Source organism: Corynebacterium sp. sy017, assembly GCF_017918135.1.
Taxonomy (GTDB): Bacteria; Actinomycetota; Actinomycetes; order Mycobacteriales; family Mycobacteriaceae; genus Corynebacterium.
In genome coordinates this window covers 283,688-306,906 of record NZ_RZUE01000001.1, presented here as the reverse complement: position 1 = coordinate 306,906, position 23,219 = coordinate 283,688, and the positions used below count along the sequence as shown (strand labels likewise).

23 protein-coding genes are annotated in these 23,219 nt (G+C 45.4%); 14 read left to right on the top strand and 9 right to left on the bottom strand.

What is annotated here, in order from left to right:
• Positions 1-3: 3 nt before the first annotated feature.
• From thyX to EML15_RS01400, 6 genes are all read left to right on the top strand, one after another.
• Entirely contained in the window at positions 4-756 is a 753-nt protein-coding gene (gene thyX, locus EML15_RS01425) for an FAD-dependent thymidylate synthase (protein ID WP_144273065.1), read from the top strand.
• A 76-nt stretch (positions 757-832) separates the two neighbouring features.
• Positions 833-1,735, top strand: coding sequence for a 4-hydroxy-tetrahydrodipicolinate synthase (gene dapA / locus EML15_RS01420; protein WP_144273064.1), 903 nt, complete (start codon positions 833-835; stop codon positions 1,733-1,735).
• Between the two features lie 3 nt (positions 1,736-1,738).
• Positions 1,739-3,814, top strand: coding sequence for a ribonuclease J (locus tag EML15_RS01415; protein WP_144273063.1), 2,076 nt, complete (start codon positions 1,739-1,741; stop codon positions 3,812-3,814).
• A gap of 98 nt (positions 3,815-3,912) precedes the next feature.
• On the top strand, positions 3,913-4,545 hold the full coding sequence (locus EML15_RS01410) for a TIGR03085 family metal-binding protein (RefSeq protein ID WP_144273062.1): 633 nt from the start codon (positions 3,913-3,915) through the stop codon (positions 4,543-4,545).
• A gap of 111 nt (positions 4,546-4,656) precedes the next feature.
• The gene (locus EML15_RS01405; RefSeq protein WP_144273061.1) at positions 4,657-7,950 is read left to right on the top strand and encodes a DNA translocase FtsK; all 3,294 of its coding nucleotides are present in this window, start codon (positions 4,657-4,659) and stop codon (positions 7,948-7,950) included.
• A 186-nt stretch (positions 7,951-8,136) separates the two neighbouring features.
• Positions 8,137-9,138 (top strand): TerC family protein, encoded by a 1,002-nt coding sequence (locus EML15_RS01400; RefSeq protein WP_144273060.1) that lies wholly within the window; start codon positions 8,137-8,139, stop codon positions 9,136-9,138.
• 60 nt (positions 9,139-9,198) lie between these two features.
• Here EML15_RS01400 and EML15_RS01395 read toward each other — a convergent pair whose 3' ends face one another.
• Entirely contained in the window at positions 9,199-10,104 is a 906-nt protein-coding gene (locus tag EML15_RS01395) for an EamA family transporter (RefSeq protein ID WP_246858049.1), read from the bottom strand.
• Positions 10,105-10,146: 42 nt separating this feature from the next.
• Here EML15_RS01395 and EML15_RS01390 point away from each other — a divergent pair, with 42 nt between their 5' ends.
• Positions 10,147-11,040, top strand: coding sequence for a LysR family transcriptional regulator (locus tag EML15_RS01390; protein ID WP_246846866.1), 894 nt, complete (start codon positions 10,147-10,149; stop codon positions 11,038-11,040).
• Here EML15_RS01390 and EML15_RS01385 read toward each other — a convergent pair.
• On the bottom strand, positions 11,023-11,319 hold the full coding sequence (locus EML15_RS01385; protein WP_144273058.1) for a YciI family protein: 297 nt from the start codon (positions 11,317-11,319) through the stop codon (positions 11,023-11,025). The two genes, EML15_RS01390 and EML15_RS01385, sit on opposite strands and share 18 nt — an antisense overlap.
• A 68-nt stretch (positions 11,320-11,387) precedes the next feature.
• Here EML15_RS01385 and pgsA point away from each other — a divergent pair, with 68 nt between their 5' ends.
• From pgsA to EML15_RS01365, 4 genes are all read left to right on the top strand, one after another.
• Positions 11,388-11,999: a CDP-diacylglycerol--glycerol-3-phosphate 3-phosphatidyltransferase gene (pgsA, locus tag EML15_RS01380; RefSeq protein WP_246846864.1), complete on the top strand. Its 612-nt coding sequence runs from the start codon at positions 11,388-11,390 to the stop codon at positions 11,997-11,999.
• Positions 11,993-12,517 carry a CinA family protein gene (locus tag EML15_RS01375; RefSeq protein ID WP_144273056.1) on the top strand — a complete coding sequence of 175 codons (525 nt, stop codon included), beginning with the start codon at positions 11,993-11,995 and terminating at the stop codon, positions 12,515-12,517. Before pgsA ends, EML15_RS01375 begins: the two co-directional genes overlap by 7 nt.
• Positions 12,518-12,646: 129 nt before the next feature.
• Complete coding sequence (locus EML15_RS01370) at positions 12,647-12,967, top strand: helix-turn-helix transcriptional regulator (RefSeq protein WP_144273444.1); 321 nt, start codon at positions 12,647-12,649, stop codon at positions 12,965-12,967.
• A 91-nt stretch (positions 12,968-13,058) separates the two neighbouring features.
• Positions 13,059-13,916 carry a PspA/IM30 family protein gene (locus EML15_RS01365; protein WP_144273055.1) on the top strand — a complete coding sequence of 286 codons (858 nt, stop codon included), beginning with the start codon at positions 13,059-13,061 and terminating at the stop codon, positions 13,914-13,916.
• A gap of 73 nt (positions 13,917-13,989) precedes the next feature.
• Here the strand turns inward: EML15_RS01365 and EML15_RS01360 are convergent, their stop codons facing one another.
• The 3 genes from EML15_RS01360 to EML15_RS01350 are packed head-to-tail and all read right to left on the bottom strand — an operon-like array spanning position 13,990 to position 15,910.
• Positions 13,990-14,613 (bottom strand): energy-coupling factor transporter transmembrane protein EcfT, encoded by a 624-nt coding sequence (locus EML15_RS01360; protein ID WP_144273054.1) that lies wholly within the window; start codon positions 14,611-14,613, stop codon positions 13,990-13,992.
• Positions 14,603-15,307 (bottom strand): ABC transporter ATP-binding protein, encoded by a 705-nt coding sequence (locus EML15_RS01355; protein WP_144273053.1) that lies wholly within the window; start codon positions 15,305-15,307, stop codon positions 14,603-14,605. Before EML15_RS01355 ends, EML15_RS01360 begins: the two co-directional genes overlap by 11 nt.
• A 24-nt stretch (positions 15,308-15,331) precedes the next feature.
• Positions 15,332-15,910 (bottom strand): biotin transporter BioY, encoded by a 579-nt coding sequence (locus tag EML15_RS01350; protein WP_304505026.1) that lies wholly within the window; start codon positions 15,908-15,910, stop codon positions 15,332-15,334.
• A gap of 286 nt (positions 15,911-16,196) precedes the next feature.
• Here EML15_RS01350 and recA point away from each other — a divergent pair, with 286 nt between their 5' ends.
• Both recA and EML15_RS01340 read left to right on the top strand, forming a co-directional pair.
• Positions 16,197-17,324: a recombinase RecA gene (gene recA / locus EML15_RS01345; protein WP_144273052.1), complete on the top strand. Its 1,128-nt coding sequence runs from the start codon at positions 16,197-16,199 to the stop codon at positions 17,322-17,324.
• 84 nt (positions 17,325-17,408) lie between these two features.
• Entirely contained in the window at positions 17,409-18,017 is a 609-nt protein-coding gene (locus EML15_RS01340) for a regulatory protein RecX (protein ID WP_144273051.1), read from the top strand.
• 106 nt (positions 18,018-18,123) lie between these two features.
• Here EML15_RS01340 and EML15_RS01335 read toward each other — a convergent pair whose 3' ends face one another.
• The 4 genes from EML15_RS01335 to gluA are packed head-to-tail and all read right to left on the bottom strand — an operon-like array spanning position 18,124 to position 21,355.
• A complete protein-coding gene (locus EML15_RS01335; RefSeq protein WP_144273050.1) occupies positions 18,124-18,963 on the bottom strand; it encodes an amino acid ABC transporter permease in 840 nt (279 codons plus the stop codon).
• The gene (locus EML15_RS01330) at positions 18,960-19,646 is read right to left on the bottom strand and encodes an amino acid ABC transporter permease (protein WP_144273049.1); all 687 of its coding nucleotides are present in this window, start codon (positions 19,644-19,646) and stop codon (positions 18,960-18,962) included. Before EML15_RS01330 ends, EML15_RS01335 begins: the two co-directional genes overlap by 4 nt.
• A 54-nt stretch (positions 19,647-19,700) precedes the next feature.
• The gene (locus EML15_RS01325) at positions 19,701-20,582 is read right to left on the bottom strand and encodes a glutamate ABC transporter substrate-binding protein (RefSeq protein ID WP_144273048.1); all 882 of its coding nucleotides are present in this window, start codon (positions 20,580-20,582) and stop codon (positions 19,701-19,703) included.
• A gap of 44 nt (positions 20,583-20,626) precedes the next feature.
• Positions 20,627-21,355, bottom strand: coding sequence for a glutamate ABC transporter ATP-binding protein GluA (gene gluA / locus EML15_RS01320; protein WP_144273442.1), 729 nt, complete (start codon positions 21,353-21,355; stop codon positions 20,627-20,629).
• Between the two features lie 273 nt (positions 21,356-21,628).
• Between gluA and miaB the strand changes: the two genes are divergently transcribed.
• On the top strand, positions 21,629-23,161 hold the full coding sequence (gene miaB, locus EML15_RS01315; protein WP_144273441.1) for a tRNA (N6-isopentenyl adenosine(37)-C2)-methylthiotransferase MiaB: 1,533 nt from the start codon (positions 21,629-21,631) through the stop codon (positions 23,159-23,161).
• Positions 23,162-23,219 lie beyond the last annotated feature (58 nt).

Here is a 23,219-nt window from a genome sequence, read left to right as displayed (position 1 = left end):
AATATGGCACATAGCAAGAATCTAGAGGTCACTCTCATTGCATGCAGTGAGTTTCGTGCTCCGGCTGATATTGATTGGGAGACAGATGCGCATGGTGCGCAGGCACTCATTGAGTTTGCTGGTCGAGCGTGTTACGAGAGTTTTAATAAACCCAATCCTCGCACAGCTAGCAATGAAGCCTATATCCATCACATTATGGAAGTTGGACATATGGCGTTGTTGGAGCATCCAACAGCGACGTTGTATCTTCGTGGTCTTTCTCGTTCTGCTACTCATGAGCTTATTCGGCATCGTCATTTTTCTTTTTCTCAACTTTCGCAGCGTTTTGTCCACCAAGAACAAACAGCAATTGTTATTCCGCCGCTTATCGACGAGGATCCGCAGTTGCGTCGTATGTTCCTCAATGCAGTGGATGATTCTCGTTTTATCTATAACGAGTTATTGCATGCTCTGGAAGAGAAGCTAGAAGATGAACCGAATGCTCTTCTTAGACGTAAGCAGGCGCGTCAAGCTGCTAGAGCGATTTTGCCTAATGCTACTGAATCTCGAATAGTTGTCACTGGTAATTTCCGTACCTGGCGTCATTTTATTGCTATGCGTGCGTCAGAACACGCTGATATTGAAATTCGTACTGTAGCAATTGAGTGCTTGAAAATTTTGCAACAGCAGGCACCAGTAGTGTTCAGCGATTTTGAGATTACGAGACTTAGCGACGGTTCTGCTATGGCAACGAGTCCATATGTCATGGACATTTGATGAATTCTATATGTTTTTTATGAAAAACTAGCGTGAAGATGCACAAAATGTGTGAGAACAGGTAGGGTAATGAGTCATGAGTACAGGTTTGACAGATAACACAAGTGCGTACTTTGGTACGGTTTCTGTTGCCATGGTTACCCCTTTTGATGAAACTGGTGCTGTAGATTTGATTGCTGCACGGCATCTGGCTGCGCATCTAGTTGATAATGGTGTGGATTCGATAGTGCTGTCTGGAACTACTGGTGAAGCACCTGTGACTACTGTGGAAGAAAAACTTAACCTGCTCAAGGCTGTGAAGGCAGAGGTTGGGGAACGCGCAAGTATTGTTGCTGGCGCTGGAACCAATAATACTGTCTCATCAGTCGAATTGGCTCGTGCATCAGTTGAAGCTGGTGCAGATGCCTTATTAGTTGTTACCCCTTATTATTCTCGTCCGAGTCAAGAGGGAATTTATCAACATATTGCAGCGATTGCTGATGCAACTGATGCTCCTATTAGTCTTTATGACATCCCATCTCGTTCTAGTGTTGCATTAGAGCGCGATACAATTTGTCGTTTAGCTGAATTACCCACAATCCAGGCTATGAAGGATGCTAAGGGCAATTTTGTCCAAGCAACAACGCTCATGCGGGAGACTGGATTATCGTGGTATTCCGGAGATGATCCGCTTAATATACCTTGGCTGAGTCTGGGTGCGGTTGGGTTCATTTCGGTTATTGGGCATTTGGCTCCGCGTCAGCTTCGAGATGTACACACGCGTTTTTTGTCGGGTGACCTTCCAGGTGCTCAAGAAATTAATGCGCAATTGTCCCCACTGGTTGCTGCTCAGGCTCGTTTGGGTGGCGTCAGTTTTGTAAAAGCTGCTCTGTCCATGCAGGGCATAAATGTTGGTGAGCCACGTTTGCCTAATATCGCTCCTTGCGAACAAGAGCGTGAGCATCTCCGACGTGATTTAGAAAAAGCTGGAGTTTTATAAATTATGAGTGAAGCCCGTAATCGTTCTCGGAAAGTGACCCGAAAAGCAGGCCCACCTGAAGCAAGTGATACCCCTGTTTTCCAGGCACCAGAACCGACAAGCGATCGCGCACATACTTCCAATGCTGCTAGCGTATCCTCGGATACGAACAATGCGCACGAGGATAAACGTGAAGATCGGCAGCGTAGTCGCAATTCTTCGCAGCGACGTGGTGGTAGAAACCGTCGCGGTGGTGCACAAGCAAATAATCGTCGTTCAGGCGGTAATGCGAATAATAATTCAAGAAATCAATCTAATCGCGGCACTCGCAATGTTGTGAAGTCAATGCAAGGTGCGGATCTTACTGAGCGGTTGCCTCAACCACCGAAGGCACCACGTAATGGTTTGCGTATCTATGCTTTGGGCGGCATTTCGGAAATTGGTCGAAATATGACCGTTTTTGAGTACAACAATCGCTTGTTGATCGTCGATTGTGGTGTCCTGTTTCCATCTTCTGATGAACCAGGTGTAGATCTCATTCTTCCTGATTTTGGACCTATAGAAAATCAATTGGATAAGGTCGAAGCGCTTGTTGTCACACATGGGCACGAGGATCATATCGGTGCTATTCCGTGGTTGCTCAAGCTACGTCCTGATATTCCTATTATTGCTTCCAAGTTCACTTTGGCGTTGATTGCAGCGAAATGCCGTGAACACCGTCAGCGTCCAAAACTCATTGAGGTTAATGACAAATCTAATGAGAATCGCGGTCCGTTCAACATTCGGTTCTGGGCAGTAAATCACTCTGTTCCAGATTGTTTGGGTGTGGCAATCAAAACTGGTGCTGGTCTTGTGGTGCATACAGGTGATATCAAACTGGACCAGACTCCGCCTGATGGTCGTCCTACTGACTTACCTGCTTTGTCGCGTTTCGGTGATGAAGGTGTGGATCTGTTGCTTTGCGATTCTACAAACGCAACAACCCCAGGTTTCTCTGGCTCTGAATCAGAGATCGCCCCAACGCTTAAACGTCTCGTAGGTGATGCAAAGCAGCGGGTTATTCTGGCTTCTTTTGCCTCTAATGTTTACCGCGTACAAGCAGCGGTTGATGCTGCAGTTGCCGCAGGTAGAAAAGTGGCGTTCAATGGTCGTTCCATGATCCGTAATATGGAAATTGCGGAAAAGATGGGATATCTTCGTGCACCACGTGGCACAATTATCACAATGGATGAGGCAGCAAAGATGGCGCCGCACCGCGTGATGTTGATTACCACGGGTACTCAGGGTGAGCCAATGGCGGCATTGTCTCGTATGGCACGTCGTGAACATCGACAAATCACTGTGCGTGATGGCGATCTTATTATTTTGTCGTCGTCATTAGTGCCAGGAAATGAAGAAGCTGTTTTTGGCGTTATCAATATGCTGTCCCAAATCGGTGCCACTGTTATTACTGGTAGCGATGCGAAAGTGCATACCTCTGGTCATGGTTATTCCGGAGAATTATTGTTCCTATACAATGCTGCTCGACCAGTTAACGCTATGCCTGTTCACGGTGAATGGCGTCATTTGCGCGCTAACAAGGAGTTGGCGATTTCTACAGGTGTGGAACGCGATCGCGTTGTGTTAGCGCAAAATGGTGTTGTTGTTGATCTGGTTGATGGTCGTGCTCGGGTAGTGGGACAGATTCCGGTAGGTAACCTCTACGTTGACGGTGTAACCATGGGTGATATTGATGCTGAGGTTCTAGAGGAACGCACGTCCTTAGGCGAAGGCGGTCTTATCGCTATTAGCGCAGTAGTAGATAACCGCACTGGTCGGTTATTAGAGCGTCCGACGGTACAAGCTCGTGGCTTCTCTGAAGATGCAGCGGCAATGATGCCTGAGGTGAGCGAATTAGCAGAAAACACCATGAACGACCTTGCTGCTGAAGGAGAAAACGACCCTTATCGTATTGTGCAGCAGCTACGACGTCGTGTTTCTCGTTTTGTGGAGCAGAAGTGGCGTCGTAAGCCAATGATTATGCCGACTGTTATTCCAATGAGCACTGATCAGCCAGCTGCTACTGATGAGGAAATTAGGGCTAGTCGCGAAAGCCTCTAAAATTTTAGCGTTGGGATAACCCGTAATGAGCTCTGTGCATTTGTGCATGGAGCTTTTATGCGTTGGTGCCCGCTATAAAACAGCTATACTGTGGTGCTATGAATCTCGCTAAAACTCAACGCAAGCGCTTAGCTGACTTATTAAGTGAAGCTGGACCTCAAGCACCAACGCTATGCGAAGGCTGGACTACTCATGATTTACTTGTGCATTTGTATGTGCGGGAAAATTATCCCTTAGCGGCTTTAGGGATTGTCAATAAGCGTTTCGCGAAGCATCTTGCTCGACGTACCCAGCAGGTCGAGCAAGAAGATTTTACGCAGTTGCTTGAAAAATGGCGTTCTGGTTCTACGCGGCTATTGTATAGAGTGTGCGATCCTATTATGAATGGTGCTGAGCATTTTGTTCATGCTGAGGATGTTCGTCGTGGGGACTGGGCACACGGCCAGGAACTTAGTACGATGCCAGTATTAGAGCTTAGTGAATCAGAGCAACAACAGTTATGGCGTTTGGTTTCTTTCTTTGCTGCCAAGATGATTCCTAACCCTGGTATTCCTGTCATCCTACTGCCGACGAATATGCCGCGCATTATCGTCCATGATAAGAGGGAAGTAGCGGTGAATGGTTCACGAGTTGTGCGGATTAGTGGCGATATTGCCGAGGTTTTCTTATGGTTGTATGGGCGCAAAGCGGTACAGGTACGGATTGAGGATCCGACAGGACATTTTGGTTAAGTCAAGTATGTGGAACTGATCCTTGGTTTTTCCTTGGGGGAGATTCTAAAAACAGTTAAACTTGTGTGGCAAATGTGATGAATGTGATTACAGGGGTTAGAATGTTTCATTATGTCTGTCAAAAGCTCTACTTCGACATCACCACGTTCTAGGAGAAATGTGAAAGAAAATTCGCGCAGCACTCATAGTTCCACACGCGCACAAGGCGCAAAGGGAACTTCGTCGCGCAAGCGTAATTCTTATTCCGGACAAGGATCTACCCGCAGTGGAGCCAAAAACATTAGCTATCCTACTACTTCAGCAAGTCGAGCTGCGCAAACAACTGGTGAACGAACTGGCAGCGCATTTCGCCCAGTTGGTGCAGGGTTAGCTTCTGCTTTCTCCGCAGCGGCTCGTGGCGTGGGATCAAGTGTGCGGTTCATGGTGAATTGGAAAGATCGTCGCAACGACTCGCTTTATGATGATGAGTTAGCGGATATGTCCGAAGATTCTTCTGCACCAAGTGCTGATGAAAATATGGCTTATTCCCAGAAAGAACAGGATGATTTTGCACAAGACACAGAAAAAACTCGTGTCCTTGGCGTCGCGAAGCGTGGTGTGGAGAAAAAGACCCCTCGTGCACGTAGAGCTGCCGAGCATGAACCAGATGAGTCTGCGCAACCGATGCCAGAAACTTTTTCTCGTAGCGTAGAAGCTGGTTCTGCCGATTCTTTTGCTTTGGCACTCATTGCTTTGGCAGTGGTACTTGGTGCCTCAGTATGGTTCCAAATCGCAGGGCCAATAGGTAAAGGCATTTCTCTGTGTGTTCATACTCTTATTGGTTCAGGCGCATTGGTGCTGCCTATAGCCCTCATCGCTTTGGCAGTAGCGTTAATGCTTGGGCGCATAGTGCATACAGCACAGAGCCATAATGTTTATTTTGGTTCCGGTATTGTCATTGTGTCTATGTTGGCATTAGTGCATATTTTTGCAGGTAATCCACAGGATATCGCATTGCGTCGTAGTGCTGGGGGAATTATTGGTGGTTATATTGGCGCGCCACTTGTTGCAGGGTTTACACAATACCTAGCTGTACCGTTGCTTTTTATCGCGATATTCTATGGTGCGCAAAAGATTACCGGTGTATCAGTGAGCGAGCTTATCGACGTCATCAAATCCCTGATAAACAAGGACAATCCTATTGATGAACCAGATGAGGACGATCCCTATGCGTATGTTGATCATGAGCTAGAACACCGGCAGCAGCAACGTGATGGAGATGAACCACCAACAATTCGTCGTGATAATCGCGGTAGCGCTGTGCAACGTGGTGTATCTCGCGCACATACAACCCCGATGCGTAATTATCCATCTGGGCAAACGGCTGGATCAGAGACGATTTCTTTCCGACGTCCTGCCTCTTTTGCCGGGGCGCATCATTCAGATACGGCTGACACACAAGAAATTCCTGTTGTTCCCGACACTCATGTTGCTTCTGATAACCGTACTCAATCGTCAGCAAATGATGCTCAGCTTGGTCTATTCGATAAAACAGGCGCAGCATCTGTCAATGCTGATGCAGATGCCGTGGCAACAAGTCGTAGCCGTTTGGTTCAAGCAGCGAAGAAACAACAGGCAAAGACCGAAGCAGCAGCACAATCTGCTGCTGTATCGCCTCCGGCTGCTCATGTTGCTCGTGCGCCGCAGTATTCTCAGCAGCAGGAAAAGGCAGTGCGCAGTATGGCACAGGAAAAGCCTGAGCGAGATGCCTCTAGTTCTAGTGCGCAGGTCAGTACACCACACGCTGATTATGAATTACCAAGCACAAGTTTGCTTACCCCAGGTAGTGCGCCAAAGCAGCATTCTGCAGCTAATGATCAGATGATTGCGGCGATTTCTGCTGTTTTTGAGGAGTTTAGAGTCGATGCTCATGTCACAGGTTTTTCTCGTGGTCCAACAGTGACTCGTTATGAAGTAGAGCTAGGCCCTGGTGTTAAAGTTTCTAAAATTACCAACCTGCAATCCAATCTTGCTTATGCTGCCGCGACGGATAACGTGCGTCTATTGACACCTATTCCTGGGAAATCGGCTGTAGGTATTGAGGTGCCTAATGCGGATCGGGAAATGGTGCGTCTTGCTGATGTACTCAATGCGCCGTCGACAGCAGGTGATAATGATCCAATGCTTGTTGGACTAGGCAAAGACATCGAGGGCGACTTTGTGGCGCACTCAGTGCAAAAGATGCCTCATCTGCTTGTTGCTGGTTCTACTGGTTCTGGTAAATCTGCTTTTGTGAATTCCTTGCTGGTGTCGTTATTGACGCGTGCGACTCCTGAGGACGTACGGTTAATTCTTGTCGATCCGAAAATGGTGGAATTGACTCCTTATGAGGGGATTCCGCATCTCATCACTCCTATCATCACACAACCGAAGAAAGCTGCTTCGGCATTGCAATGGTTGGTAGAGGAAATGGAACAGCGGTATATGGATATGAAGTCCGCTAGAGTCCGCCATATCAAAGATTTCAACGCAAAGGTGAAAACGGGGGCAATCCAAGCACCTGCTGGTTCACAGCGAGAATACCGCCCATATCCTTTCATTGTGTGTGTCGTCGATGAGCTTGCTGATTTGATGATGACTGCACCAAAAGAAATTGAAGATTCTATTGTGCGTATTACTCAGAAAGCTCGTGCTGCTGGTATTCACTTAGTGCTGGCGACGCAGCGCCCATCGGTTGATGTGGTCACTGGCTTGATTAAGACGAATGTGCCTTCACGCCTTGCCTTTGCAACCAGTTCTTTGACTGACTCTCGTGTTATTTTGGATCAGGGCGGTGCCGAAAAACTTATTGGTATGGGTGATGGATTATTCATTCCTCAAGGTGGACGAGCAATACGAATCCAGGGTGCCTTTGTTACTGATGAAGAGGTACAAGCAGTAGTTGAGGCGGCTAAGCAGCAGGGCGAGCCAAATTATACCGAAGGCGTTACTGACGATAAATCTTCTGAAGTCAAGAAAGAAATTGACGATGACATCGGTAATGATTTAGAAGATTTGCTCCAGGCTGTAGAACTGGTGGTGCAAGGGCAAATCGGTTCGGTGTCTATGCTGCAACGCAAGATGCGCATTGGTTTTGCCAAGGCAGGACGCTTAATGGATTTGATGGAAACACGTGGTGTGGTAGGTCCTTCTGAGGGGTCAAAAGCACGTGAAGTGCTAGTGAAACCTGAAGAGTTAGAAACTATTTTGTGGATGATTAAAGGTGCTGATCCGGCAGAAGCACCTAAAGAAGAATCTTTTGGTGAAGACGGCTCAGCGTCAGCTGTCGATGATGGTTATGCTCAGTCTGATAATCCGTCTACTCCAACAACTATGTCGGTGAAAACGGTGCAAGCAACCTATAACCCCTCTAACTCGGCGTTCTAGCCATTTTAGCGTGTGCGATTATTCTCGTATAGGATAGTTGTGGCATTGAGGGGAGTATCCCTTTTCGCTGCAGATCGTCAGCACGGTGGTTAACTTAGCCCCCGGTCGCAGCGGTTCTTTATTCTAAAGAACGGGAGAGACCTCTGGTTCATGAATGTTAATGGGAAATGAGACCGGAGGTCTTTGATGGAAGTAAATATAGTGACATGGATTATTACGGGGGTAGTAATCCTTGGGTTTTTTGTATTTGATTTTTTCAGTCATGTGCGTACTCCACATGAGCCAACTCTGAAAGAATCAGCATGGTGGTCAGCTTTTTATGTTGGTGTTGCATGCGTTTTTGGCTTGTTCCTATGGTTCACCTGGTCAGAGCCGGGTAATCCGCATCAACATGGACTTGAATTTTTTACAGGCTACGTCACCGAAAAGGCACTAAGCGTAGATAATCTTTTTGTTTTTGCGCTTATTATGGGGTCTTTTAAGGTGCCACGTAAATATCAGCAAAAAGTCTTGTTGATTGGTATTGCACTTGCTTTGCTGTTCCGTTTGGTCTTTATTCTTCTTGGTGCGGCGGTCATTCAAGCCTGGTCTGATGTATTTTATCTTTTTGGTATTTTCTTGCTGTACACGGCGGTCAAACTTATCATCGACGAAATTCGTGATGAACCAGAAACTGACCCGAATGATATGGTTGTGATCAAGATGCTACGTAAAGTCATCCATGTCACCCCTGAATATCATGGAGATGCCCTATGGATTCGCAGAAAAGGAAAAATAGCACTTACTCCATTATTGGTAGCATTGGTGGCGATTGGCATGATCGATGTGATGTTTGCGTTGGATTCTATTCCAGCTATTTATGGTATTACTTCTGAAGCCTATATCGTGTTCACCACTAATGCGTTTGCGCTTTTGGGACTTCGCCAAATGTACTTTTTACTCGACGGTTTGCTAGACCGTTTGGTGTATTTACCTTATGGTCTGGGCGCAATCCTTGCATTTATTGGTGTGAAACTTATTTTGCACGCATTGCATGAGAACAAACTCCCATTTATCAATGGCGGTAACTCAGTGAGTGTTCCAGAAATTGAGACACAGTATTCTCTTATTGTGATTGTTGGGATTTTGGCGATAGCGGTAGTGGCGTCGTTGATGAAAACGAAAGCTCAGCAAAAGAAAACCGCATAGTTGTGTGGTTTATCTGAAATAATAGTGCCTGCTTTTGATAGCAGGCACTTAGTTTTATGCTTAACGACGACCATTCTTACGGGTAGGTCCAGGTAATTGTCCGGCAAGAAGTCCTATTAGGGCAATGATGAAGCCAAGCAGTTGCAGTGGGGTGAGGGCTTCGTGTGCGATGAGTGCGCCTAGCGCTGCTGCGGTTAATGGGGAGAGGAGCCCCAGTAGTGCTGCTGGTGTGACGGATAGGTGGCGTATGCCGGCGAACCATATTGTGTAGGTTGCGAGAGCTCCGATAAGGCTGAGCCATGCGTAGCCTGCGATAGCTTTGGCGTCGATGTCATGCGGGATTCCGTCGATAAGCATGGCGGGGAGGAAGAGGAGTAAGCCGGCGGCGGTGAGTTGCCAGCCAGCGAGTCCTAGTGCGTTGACGTGGGTGGGGCGCCCCCATTTTTTCGTGAGTACTACTCCTGTACCCATGGAGAGTGATCCGCCTAGACCTGTGATAACGCCGATGGGGTCTAGTGCTGCTTCTGGACCGAGTACAACCAATGCCACCCCAATCATGCCGATTGTGCCCCACATAAGCCGCCACGTGGATAGTTGTTCATGCAGGATGAGCACAGCAAGGAACGCGATGATGATGGGTTGGGTGGCTCCGAGGGTTGCTGCTACACCGCCTGGTAGGTGCTGTGCGGTGAGGAAAAGTAGTGGGAAGAATGCGCCCATGTTGAGCCCTCCGAGGACAAGGCTTTTCCACCACCATTGTCCGTGTGGGAGCTGGCGGGAGAGTAGGAGGGCGATAAGGCCTGCGGGGAATGTTCGTATGAATGCGGCGAAGAGGGGGTGACCGGCTGGTAAGAGGGCAGTGGTGACGATGTAGGTGGTGCCCCAGATGATGGGCACAAGGGAGGTGAGAGTGATCCAACCAATCGGTGTACGTGATGCTGTATGTGACATATTTTTATGTTCCATGAACTGTAATGATGAGTCCAACACATATTTTTCATAAGAACTATGAGATATAATCATACTTCTATGGAGTTGCAGCAATTGCGTTATGTAGTAGCTGTGGCAGAGGAGAAGAGTTTCACTCGTGCTGCCCAGCGGTGTTTTGTGGTGCAATCAGCATTGAGCCACCAGATCAAAGCTGTAGAGCAAGAAATAGGGATTGCGCTTTTTGCACGTTCATCACGACGAGTGGAGCTCACTACGGCGGGTGCGGTGTTTGTGGAGTATGCGCGTGAAAGTCTTGCTGCTGCCGAGCGTGCGTACTTGGGTGCATTAGCTGCCGAAGGGCAGGTGCAGGGGAGGCTAAGGATCGGTGTGATACCTACCGTGACGGCTGTGGATATCCCTGGGGTGTTGGCACAATTCCACCGGGATTATCCACAGGTGAAAATTGAATTACGCAGTGGCGGCAGTGAACAATTTATTGAGGATATTCATGCTCATCATTTGGATATAGCATTTCTTGGTTTAGCGGAAAATGCTCAGCCTTCCCGGGTGGATTTTCGGGAATTATCAAGAGAATCTTTAGTGGCGGTAGTTTCGCCAGATCATCCTTTACGTGAGGAGAAAAAGATTTCGCTTGCAGATATTGCCTCTGAACGATTTGTTGATTTTCCGATGAATAGCGCAGGGCGCGCTCAAACGGACATGGCTTTTGAGCGCGCTGGGCTGGTACGGGAGGTAGCTTTTGAGGTAACAGCTATTGACCTTATGCTAGCCCTGATACGTGCAGGTTTAGCGGTAGGGCTGCTTTCCAAGCAGTGTGTTCCTGCAGATGATTCGCTAGCAACTATTGCTGTGGAAGATGGCCCTGCTCGGGTGGAATATCTTGCGTGGAGTGACTTTAATACTAGCCCTGCGGCGAAGGCTTTTCTTAAGGCCTTAATCCCAAATTTTTAAGGTAGGATCCCACACTTGAATAGTGCGTCCGTCGATGGCATTGTGGTTGCAAAACGGATCATCCTCAAGCAGCTTTTCGACGTCAGCTATGGTCGAATTTTCGGATAGCTGGAGAATAATTATTGCGTTTCCGGCGCCTGTGCCTTCGACTAAACGTCCGGAACCAACCAGTTTTCCTTCTTCTTTGAGCTGAGCAAGAAAAGCACGGTGTGGGGGACGGAGTTGATCTATTGTGCTTGATTCAGTGTCATACATATAGGTGATTAGAAAAGTTTTCATAGGGTATAGCTTATATCTTTTTCTGAGCACTATGCGTTAATTTTCTAAAAAGGGTAATGTGTGGAGTTGTGGAACAGGAACAAAAGGTGCAGCAACAAGTCAACGTGGGGATTGAGTCTACACAGACTAAGTCGCCATCGAACTTTAATGTTCCTAATGCTTTGACCTGTTTGCGTATCATTGCTATCCCTTTTTTTGCATGGTTAGTTTTAGCGGCAGATAATCAACATACACGCTGGTTATGGGGATCATTCGCATGTTTTTCTGCGCTAATGATTACCGACAAACTCGATGGTGATATCGCTCGGGCTAAAGGTATTGTCACGGATTTCGGCAAAATCGCGGATCCGATTGCCGATAAAGCACTCATGGCAACAGCTCTTATTTGCCTCAACATTGTTGGCGCTATTCCTATATGGGTGAGCATAATAATCTTAGTGCGGGAATTAGGCATAACAATATGGCGTATGTTTCAACTACGACAAGGTCGTGTGGTTCCGGCTAGCAAGGGCGGAAAAATTAAAACCGCCTTACAAGCTGGCGCAGTCGCATTATATTTATTGCCATTGCCTGAGTGGACAGCACTACCAGTTTTCTTAGTGCTCATTGCAGCAGTAGTTGTTACTGTGCTTACAGGAGTGCAATATCTTATTGATTCGCAAAGAACTGCCCAATGTTGAGTAGCGATAATCTTGCAGCTCGCGTCGTTGAGCTTTTACGTAGTGCAGAACAAACAATAAGCGTGTGCGAATCATTAAGTGCTGGGTTATTGAGTGCGCGCCTTGCAGAAATTCCTGGTGCTAGTGCTGTGTTGCGTGGCGGCTTAGTTACTTATGCCACTGATCTCAAACACACAGTGGCTCAAGTGGAGCAATCCATTATTGATACTTATGGTGTTATATCGCGTGAATGTGCATGTGCTATGGCACAAGGTGCACAAAAAGTTTGTCGCAGTGATTGGGCACTGTCCTTAACAGGTGTGGCTGGCCCAGATACTCAAGATGGGCATCCAGTAGGAGAAGTATGGGTAGGAATTGCTTTTCCATCATCAGTAGAAAAACGTGTAATGGCAGTGCGTGCTACTGAAATAGGCGCAGCTCATATCGGAGATGATTCATTACTCATTGGTGAGCGCAATGATATTCGTATTAAAGCTGTTGAGTATGCATTGTACTACTTCTTAAAAGTGCTTGAATGACAGATGTATTTAGTATTTTTCTGAAGCGATAATGATAGAGTTGAACTACAGAAAGCACGTATGTAACTAATTGCAGAAAAAGCCTTGAGTTATGGAACAAAAAAATACCACGACACGTTAATGATAATGATGATGAAATATACAGCAGTTTTAGATAAGCCTATTTCTCCTGTGAAGAACAGGGTGCCAGAGCCATTGTTGCGTGAAGCATTGGGCGCTGCGCTGCGTTCTTGTCGAGCTGATAAGGGTATTACATTACGTGAATTAGCTGAGATGTCTCGTGTTTCTCCAGGTTATCTTTCTGAGCTGGAGCGTGGTCGTAAAGAGGTTTCTTCTGAATTACTTGCTTCTGTATGCCATGCGCTTGGGACTAGTGTTTCTGACATTCTCATTGAGGCTGCTGGTTCGATGGCAGTGCATAACGCTGATGTAGACTTAATTCACGTATAAATGCGAGTTTCATAATTATCCGATAAATTATGAAATACCAATAAAATACTTAACCACTTTTGTGGATATTATCTGAAAGGTTCCGTGCACTATGGCTAATCCTTTTGTGAAGGCTTGGAAATACTTCATGGCATTGTTCGATTCTAAGATCGAAGAAAACGCTGATCCAAAAATTCAGATTCAACAAGCAATCGAAGAAGCACAGCGTCAGCACCAGGCTCTTTCACAGCAGGCTGCTGCGGTGATTGGTAACCAGCGTCAGTTGGAGATGCAGCTTAATCGTCAACTAGCGGAAATTGAAAAGCTGCACGGAAATACTCGCCAAGCTATTCAATTGGCAGACAAGGCTCGTGCTGCGGGTGATAATGCTAAAGCAACTGAATATGATAACGCTGCAGAGGCTTTTGCTGCTCAACTCGTTACTGCTGAACAGGGCGTAGAAGATACCAAGAAGTTGCATGATCAGGCTTTGCAACAAGCATCAGCAGCAAAACAAGCAGTAGAGAAGAACTCTATGGCTTTACAGCAAAAAGTTGCTGAGCGGACGAAATTATTAAGTCAGCTTGAACAAGCGAAAATGCAAGAAAAGGTTGCTGAGTCGATTCAGTCAATGAACTCTCTCACCTCTCGTAACACTCCTAATCTTGATCAAGTACGTGAAAAGATTGAGCGTCGTTATGCTAATGCTCTTGGCTCTGCAGAATTAGCACAAAACTCTATCCAGAACCGTATGGCTGAAGTAGAGCAAGCAGGGGTGCAACTTGCAGGCCATTCTCGTTTAGAGCAAATTCGTGCAGAAATGAATGCTAAGAATACTGAGCTTGATTCTGGGTTGGCACAGCAATCCATTGAGTCCTCAGCTCAATCTAATTCTGATTTTGCTGCACCAAGTGCTGCGGCTGATGATGCAGTAGCTCGAAAAATGCGAGAACTACGAGGCGAACTTTAAGAACTGTTTGGTATCGTCGAAAGCGCACCTGTTCCTATATGAGCAGGTGCACTTTTGATTTTGTGCTTTTTATTTAGTCTGAGTCATCGTGGACTCCACGAGCGAGTAATGCCTCAGTTATTGCTTGAGCACGTCGAATAGCTCTAATGAGCACTGGAGTGCCAAAAGCACTGAGAGAAAAAGAAGCGCCTCTGGCTTTGCGTGCTGCGAGAACTTCATTGACGGTATTGAGCATAAGTGGAATAAGTCTTAGCGTAAGAGAAAAAGCTAGAACAATCGTGTTGCTTGGCACACCAAAACGCTTGAGCGGATGAAGTGCAGACTCTAACTCATCCATCATGGCACGCAACGTGGTAGTAAGGGTGAGAAGAATAGCAAGCATGAGTGCTGAAAAGATGACAAAAGTTATACATATAGCTTCTTTCCAACCATGTTGCCACCACTGAAATAATCCCAATACCAGTAGTACCGGTAATGATGGGAAAAGTTGTCCCCACGCGATACGCACGGGAATGCGTGCCAACGCATACAGTATCATTCCCAAAAGCACGCACCCTGTTGCTGTATAAGGATCATGGACGAAGGTGCTCGTGAGGATGATAAAAAGAATGAGGACACTACATTTTACCAGTGGTTTCATACGGTGGATGAGAGAATGTCCAGGTACATAGACTCCTAAGGGAGTGTTAGTGATCATGGTGTTTTCTTTCACCGGTCATAAGGTCACGATAAAACTCAATGACCTCTTGCGGCTTTCCGTCAGCAACGACAGTATGCTCATCGATGCATAGGACACGATCAAAATCATCAAGCAATTCTAAATCGTGTGTCACTATAATTAGTTGTTGCTCTAATTCATTGAATATCTTATGAATCTGTTGTCGATTGCGCAGGTCAAGTAGTGTGGTCGGTTCATCAGCGATAATAAGTTCTGGTTCGATTACTAGCACTGAAGCCAGTGCTAGTAATTGTTTTTGACCGCCAGAAAGAATATGCGGCGATAATTGTGCATGATTATCCAAATGAAAGCGCTTAAGTATCATTGATACGCGTTGTTTCTTTTCCGCTTTAGATAACCGAAGCCGCCTCAAACTAAAGGCGACATCGTCTTCGACGCTTGGCATAATGATTTGATTTTCTGCATCAGAGAAAATAAATCCTACTTTTTTCCTAATTTCTTTCCCATTTTTCGCCACATCAAGCCCGTCGACGCTTACCTTCCCTGAAGTTGGTGCAGCTAAACCATTGATGAGCTTGATGAGTGTAGATTTTCCACCACCATTAGCACCAATAATGCCGATTCTTTTTTCGGTGAGATTAAGGGTGACAGAATTAAGTATGGTGTGGTCATCGTAGGCGACGGAAACATTATGAAAATCGATAGCGACCATAGACACAAAAGTTAGTTATTAGTGTTAAGACTTTGCAGGACGTAACTGGGGGAAGGCGGTGTGGATACTCAGAGTGATAAGGACAGCAGCGGTTATTTTAATTAAATCCGGAATGATAAAAGGAATTTGTGCGGTCAAGGCAGCGGAAAATTCCATTCCTGCTCGTACAGAGAGTCCAGCTGCCCCACATAGATATTGACAACCAAGTGCTAGGATCGCCGCTATAACGAGCACTAGAGAATGTGCTGCTTTACTTTTTCGTGGTACCTGGTACGCGATAAGACCTGCGACGAAACTGGATACCAGGTATCCAATGATGTACCCCACAGTAGGACCTGCTAGCGCTACGAGAGTGCTGCGTCCACCAGGAAATACCGGCAATCCTACTAAACCGATACCAAGAAAAAGGCATGTGGCGAGCAAACCACGTCGAGGACCTAGAACCAGACCGGTCAGGATTATCGCTGCATTTTGCATAACTATAGGCACACCGGCTGTACCTACTGGAATAGCAACAAAAGCTAGCACAATGATAAGAGCGGCGAAAACTGCAACGTATGCGATATCACTCATGGTGGAGCGAGGTGATGATGAGTTAGACACTTGAAAGATATTACCGTAGGGGAAACTAAAATAGTATCTTTTTGTTGAGAAAAATCTTTATAAGAAAAAGATGGCGAAAATGTTTGTTATCGAACAAATGTTTGTGTAATCTAATGGTGATATCGCAGACGTTAGTTACTATCGCAGATGTGATTGATCGTATTAAAGAAAAACCATGGATCTTTTTGTTTCGGCGTAGCGTCCAATAGATAAGAGAATCCTCATTAGACTAGAGAATGATAAAACAAAATAGCTAATAGGAAAGCAAATTACGTAAAGGAAGAAAATGGCACCGAAGAAAAATGCTAAGTCAGCAGCCGTAGTCCCTGTATCGGGCGAGGATAGAAAAAAGGCTTTAGATGCAGCTTTGCAGCTCATTGAGAAAGATTTTGGTAAAGGGGCAGTCATGCGCCTTGGTGATGACAATCGTCCACCAATCCAAGCTATTTCCACTGGTAACACCGCTATCGACGTTGCTTTAGGTATTGGCGGTTTTCCTCGTGGTCGCATTGTGGAGGTATATGGTCCAGAATCATCAGGTAAAACTACGGTTGCGCTCCATGCTATTGCTCAGGCACAAAAAAATGGTGGTATCGCTGCTTTCATTGACGCAGAACATGCACTTGATCCTGAATATGCTCGTAAACTCGGTGTGGATACCGATGCGCTTTTAGTATCTCAGCCTGATACTGGAGAACAAGCATTAGAAATCACTGATATGTTGGTTCGTTCGGGAGCTATAGATATTATCGTCGTGGACTCTGTCGCTGCACTGACTCCGAAAGCAGAAATCGATGGAGACATGGGGGATAGTCATGTTGGTCTGCAAGCACGTTTGATGAGCCAGGCGCTGAGGAAAATGACTGGTGCATTATATAACTCTGGCACTACTGCTATTTTTATTAATCAGTTGCGTGACAAAATTGGTGTTATGTTTGGTTCGCCGGAAACTACTACTGGTGGTAAGGCACTAAAATTTTATGCTTCAGTTCGTTGCGATGTGCGTCGTGTGCAGACCTTAAAAGATGGTCAAGACGCTATCGGTAATCGTACCAAGATAAAAATTGTTAAAAACAAAGTATCGCCACCGTTCAAGGTAGCTGAATTTGACATTATCTATGGTGAGGGGATTTCTCGTGAGTCAACATTGATTGATATGGGAACTGATAATGGCATCATCAAGAAAGCTGGTTCATGGTTTACCTATGAAGGTGAGCAATTAGGTCAAGGCAAAGAGAAAGTGCGGTTATACCTTAAAGAAAACGTCGATCTTGCCGATGAAATTGAGCAAAAGATTTTGCAAAAACTTGGTGTTGGTGAGTATGCGCACAACAATGATGAACTCACTGATGAGGTAGTTGATATGGTTCCTAATATCGACTTCGATGATCCAGAAGAAGATGCCGAAGAATAACACTCAACTCATGAGTAGGGTGCTGGGAATACGGAAACATTCTCAGCACTCTTAAGGGGCTGTAAGAAAAGGTTGAGGGGAATAGTGAATAGCAGAGATGATCGTTTAGCGCATATCGAAAAATTGCGTCAGATGATTGCGGAGTATAATGCTCAACCACAAAGCGTGTGCGAAGAAGAAAAAGCACAAAAGACTCAGGCTCGTAGGCGTGCATTATTGCTCATTGAGCAGCGGCAGCGTTCTCATTATGAACTTGAACAAAAATTATGTTCCTTAGGTTTTGCGCCTGAAATCATAGCTTCGCTCTTGGAAGACTTCGTCCAAAGTAAACTAATTGATGACAAAAACTTTGCTTATGAGTGGGTACGGCAACGTCATCAGATGCGTGGCAAATCTAAATATGTTCTTGGCAGAGAACTAAAAGAAAAAGGTATAGACGCAGCGTTACGGCAAGAAGCATTATCACAAATTGATGAGAACACAGAACACGAGACTGCGAAAAAGATCGCTGCTAAGAAAGCAGAGAAAATAACAGATATCCCTGTGAACAACGCCCAGTACATCAAGAATATGCGTTCGATTATGGGAATGCTGGCTAGGCGTGGTTTTAGTTATTCGATAAGTCATACGATGGCGCAACAAGCACTAGAAGAACGGATCGAAGAACTAAAAGAATCCAGTGCTCGGGCATAATAAAACTCAAAGGCTAACCGCATTTATGTGCTAAGCCTTTGAGCAATCCCGAGCACGATAGAAAAATATTCAAGGTTATAATGCTAACGGGAGCATTATTGTGTGGCTATTTAGCAGCTATGCTGCTTTTACGTCGTGTACGTAGCTTTTGTTCTATGCTGCGCGCTAAGAAGCTGAGTGCATAGTTAATTAGAATCATAATAATGGCAACAATTATCAGTGACGCTAAATAATTCTTGTTGACTGCTGACGATTGGATACCTTGCCGCACAATTTCTATATAACCAATCTGATAGCCCAATGCTGAATCTTTTAAGGCAATTACTGCTTGAGAAATAAGTGCAGGTAGCATTGCTATTACTGCTTGTGGTAACAACACCCGAGAAAGTGTAAACGGATACGATAATCCCAGTGCTAGCGCTGCCTCGGTTTGACCTCGCGGTAGTGTCTCAATACCTGAGCGAAGAATCTCAGCTATGACGGAGCCATTGTACATAGTTAAGCCAAATACTACTGCAGTAAAAGCTAGTTCTTTGGGAGGAACAATTTTGTAGAGCGCGAGCACTTGATAGCTGAAAATGATGAGCAAGAGTACCGGTATAGCTCGAAAGAACTCAACAATAACTGCACAGAGCACTCGGACAATTCGAGATTGCGCTAACCTGCCAAGTCCGAGAACAATACCAAGTAAAACAGCAAAGAGAATAGATAAAAAAGCTGATTTTAAGGTACCGATAAGCCCAGGAAGTAAGTAGGTTTCCCAGGTAGTGTTTTGGGTAAAAGGTAACCACTTTTCGCTATCGAGCTGTCCATTATCCCAGAGAGCAAACCCAATCCATGCAAGAAGTGCAACGAAGATAATCGTCGTAATAGCTGTATAAACTCTATTACGTTTTCTCGTTAGAGGACCTGGAGCATCATAGAGGATTGTTGCAGAAGCACTCATTTTTTCACCGCCAATTTATGAGATAAATAGTGCGTGGCAGCACTCGTGAGCAAAGTAAGAATTATGAAACCAAGAGCAAAAACACCAAAGATGATCCACAGCTGGTGTGCATGATTTTCGATAACAGATTTCATAAGCAAAGATGCTTCTGCTACACCAATTACCGAAGCAATAGTGGTGTTTTTGGTAAGTGCAATGAATGTATTGCCCAAAGGAACAATGGCAGCGCGCATTGCTTGCGGCAAAATAATACTGCGGAATGTTTGACCAAAACTCAGCCCCAAAGAACGTGCAGCTTCAGCTTGCCCCAAACCAACAGTATTGATACCGCTGCGTAAGCACTCTGCAACAAAAGCAGCAGTGTAGAGAGTAAAACCTAGCACTGCTAAGCGGAAGTTGTTATCGGCAAGGAAAGTCGGACTATTTTTGTTGGCTAATTGTATGCCCAAAGTTTGATACAACCCAAAGGAACAGAACAACACGATAAGAGTTAATGGTGTGTTGCGCACCGTATTGATATACGCGCCAGCAATAAAGCGAAGTACCCCTAGAGGGGATACTCTCATTGCTGTGAGTATCGTGCCTAAAATAAGCGCTCCAACTGCACTAAAAACCGTGAGCTTTATGGTGATCCAAAAAGCTGGTACGACAGCTGGTCCTAATTGTTGCCACATGGCATCCATGTTCTAATCTCCCAAAGACTTAGCCGCGAAAAATTTGGTAACACAACGAGTGAGTTATTTTTCATCTAAGAAAGAGAAATCACCTATTTCCGTTTTGCTTACGGCTTCTGCAGCGCCAAGGTTCTTTTCCTTTACTTTGTCGAATTCTCCTGATTCATAGAAGTCCTTCAATGCAGCATTGACTGCATCAGTTGCCTCTTGATCATCTTTCGCTAAGCCAACTCCGTAGTATTCATTGGTAAAAGGTTGGTTATCTTTTTCAAGGTTAACCACCCGGAATTTTCCTTTATCCTGCTCAGAGTATCCATTGAGAATGGTGGCGTCGGTAGTCAACGCATCGATATTTCCCTGGCGCAATGCTTCAACGCAGGAGGAATAGGTGTCGTATTCTTGAAGTTGCACACCAGGCATTGCTTCTTTTACTTTCTGCGCAGGGGTAGAACCTGTTACCGAGCATAGGATTTTTCCATTGCCGAGGTCGTCGAGGGAACTGATAGAAGTATCATCAGAACGTACAAGTAGTGCTTGGTGGGTTAGTAGATAAGGCCCACCAAAATTGATGCTTTCAGCACGGGAACTGTTGATGGAATAGGTTGCGGCAATTAAATCGACTTCACCATTTTGGATAAGAGTTTCGCGCTGTGCAGATGGTGCTTCTTTCCAGGTGATTTCTGGTGCTTTCCAGCCTTTTTCTTCAGCAATGTGATTGACGATATAGGTTGCTAGATCAACGTCGAAACCAGACATGGAACCATCTGGGTTTTTGATCGCCAAACCAGGTTGATCATATTTAGTACCAATTGTTACTTTTCCTGATTCAAGGTGAGCGAGTAGATCTGCTTCTTCTGTTGAACCGCCACAAGCGCTGAGGCTGAGCATTGCAAGGATGCTGCTAGCGGCAAAGGCGAATGTTTTGGTCTTGATATCTGTAAACATTGTTTCTCCTTGGTAATTGGTTAATTGGTAGTGTTGTCGGTTGCTTAATGAGCAAGGATTTTGCCGAGAAAATCTTTTGCTCGTTCTGTTTGTGGATTGTTGAAGAATGATTCTGGATCGCTGTCTTCAAGTATTGCTCCGTCAGCCATGAAAATAATTCGATCGGCTGCCTTGCGTGCGAAACCCATTTCGTGTGTGACACACAGCATGGTCATTCCTTCTTGTGCAAGGTCACCCATGACATCGAGTACTTCATTAACCATTTCTGGATCTAATGCCGATGTCGGTTCGTCGAAAAGCATAATTTTTGGTTTCATGGCTAATGCTCGTGCAATAGCAACGCGCTGCTGTTGTCCACCGGATAATTGTGCTGGATATTTATCAGCTTGCTGCGCGATTCCGACGCGTTCCAACAGCTCCATTGCTAAAGAATCGGCTTCGGTTTTGCTGAGTTTGCGCACCTTGATGGGGGCGAGGGTGATGTTGTCTTTAATTGTGAGGTGGGGAAATAAATTGAATTGTTGGAACACCATTCCCACGTCAGATCTCAGCTGAGCTAGTGCTTTTCCTTCTTCGGGAAGGGCAACGCCATTAATAGTGATGTGTCCTTCTTCAATGGTTTCTAGACGATTGATGGTACGGCATAGTGTTGATTTCCCTGATCCAGATGGGCCAAGTACAACAACGACTTGTCCAGGTTCAATATCAAGGTTGATATCTTTGAGCGCATGGAACGTATCAAAGTATTTATTGACACCTTTTAATGAGATCATTGGCACTTTTTCTTGCTTAAAGTTGTCTTTGTCTCTTTCTGTGGGTCTTGTGTGTTCTGCCATGAGTAAAAAACTACCTTTAATTATTTGTCGGGAACATAGTTTTAGAAAGAAAGTTGAATAATCGCAGTTGATAAATGGTTGGTAGGGGTAAAAAGTAGGGTATAACTATAATAGTATAGAAATTATGGTGAGAGGAAATTTTTAGAAACAGAGCAAAGGGGATTAGACTTATCGGTCGTGTTACAACCCCAAAGTGAACGTAAAGAAAAAATGCAACAAGACTCATATACCAATAAACAACGCACCTATGAAGTGCGTACTTTTGGATGTCAGATGAATGTTCATGATTCAGAGCGTCTATCGGGATTATTAGAAGATGCAGGATATATTCCTGCACAAGATACTGAACCTGATCTTGTTGTATTTAATACTTGTGCGGTACGCGAGAATGCAGACCTGCGCTTATACGGAACTTTGGGGCAGCTACGTTCAGTTAAGGCACAGCACCCCGGTATGCAGATAGCAGTGGGCGGTTGTTTGGCGCAAAAAGATAAAGAAACTGTAGTGAAAAAAGCGCCGTGGGTTGATGTGGTTTTTGGTACCCATAACATTGGTTCATTGCCTGCGCTGCTGGATCGAGCGGCACATAATAAAAAAGCAGAAGTAGAAATCGTCGATTCGCTAGAGCAGTTTCCATCTGTGCTACCAGCTAAACGTGAATCCTCCTATGCAGGTTGGGTATCAGTTTCTGTGGGCTGTAACAATACTTGTACTTTTTGTATTGTTCCCTCATTGCGAGGTAAAGAAGTCGATCGACGCCCAGGTGATATTTTGGCTGAGGTAAAGGCCTTAGTGGAGCAGGGGGTAACCGAAGTAACCTTGCTTGGACAAAATGTTAATTCTTATGGCGTTAATTTTGCCGATCCTGATATTGAACGAGATCGTTCTGCCTTTTCTAAGCTATTACGTGCTTGTGGTGATATTGAAGGGCTGGAGCGTTTAAGGTTTACCAGTCCGCATCCTGCAGAGTTTACTTCTGATGTTATCGACGCTATGGCACAGACGCCTAATATATGTCCACAACTGCATATGCCATTGCAATCTGGTTCAGATAAGGTGCTCAAAGAGATGCGTCGCTCCTATCGCTCCAAGAAATTCTTAGCGATTCTTGATGAAGTACGCGCAAAAATTCCTCATGCAGCAATTACCACAGACATTATTGTCGGTTTTCCTGGTGAAACTGAGCAGGATTTTCAAGATACTCTCGACGTTGTGGCAAAAGCTCGGTTCAGCAGTGCATATACTTTCCAATACAGTCCTCGTCCTGGTACTCCGGCTGCAGAATATGATCAGCAGATTCCTAAGGAAATAGTCCAAGATCGTTACGAACGTTTGCTTGCGCTTCAGGAAAAAATTAGCTGGGAAGAAAACGCAAAATTAGTTGGTACCCAGGCAGAAGTATTGGTTCACGCTTTGACGACTAAAAAGAATAGCGGTATCAATCGTATGACTGGTAGAGCTCGTGATGGTAGATTGGTGCATTTCATGCCACAGGGCAATATCGATGGAAACATTCGTGCTGGTGATATTGTTCGGGTCGAAATTACTGATGGTAGACCGCACTTTCTCATTGCTGATGAGGGTGTATTGGAACATCGTCGTACCAAAGCTGGTGACATGAGCGAAGCTGGTCAAGTACCAACTACGCAACCTGTAGGAGTAGGATTGGGATTGCCAAAAATTGGTGCGCCGAAAAAGGAATTTCCTGACAATGCTCAGGGTTGTAGCTCATGCAATTGCTAAGAATCAATCCTGAAGACTAAGTGATAGTGCATATGGCGTGTCGATAGTAACGAGCGTG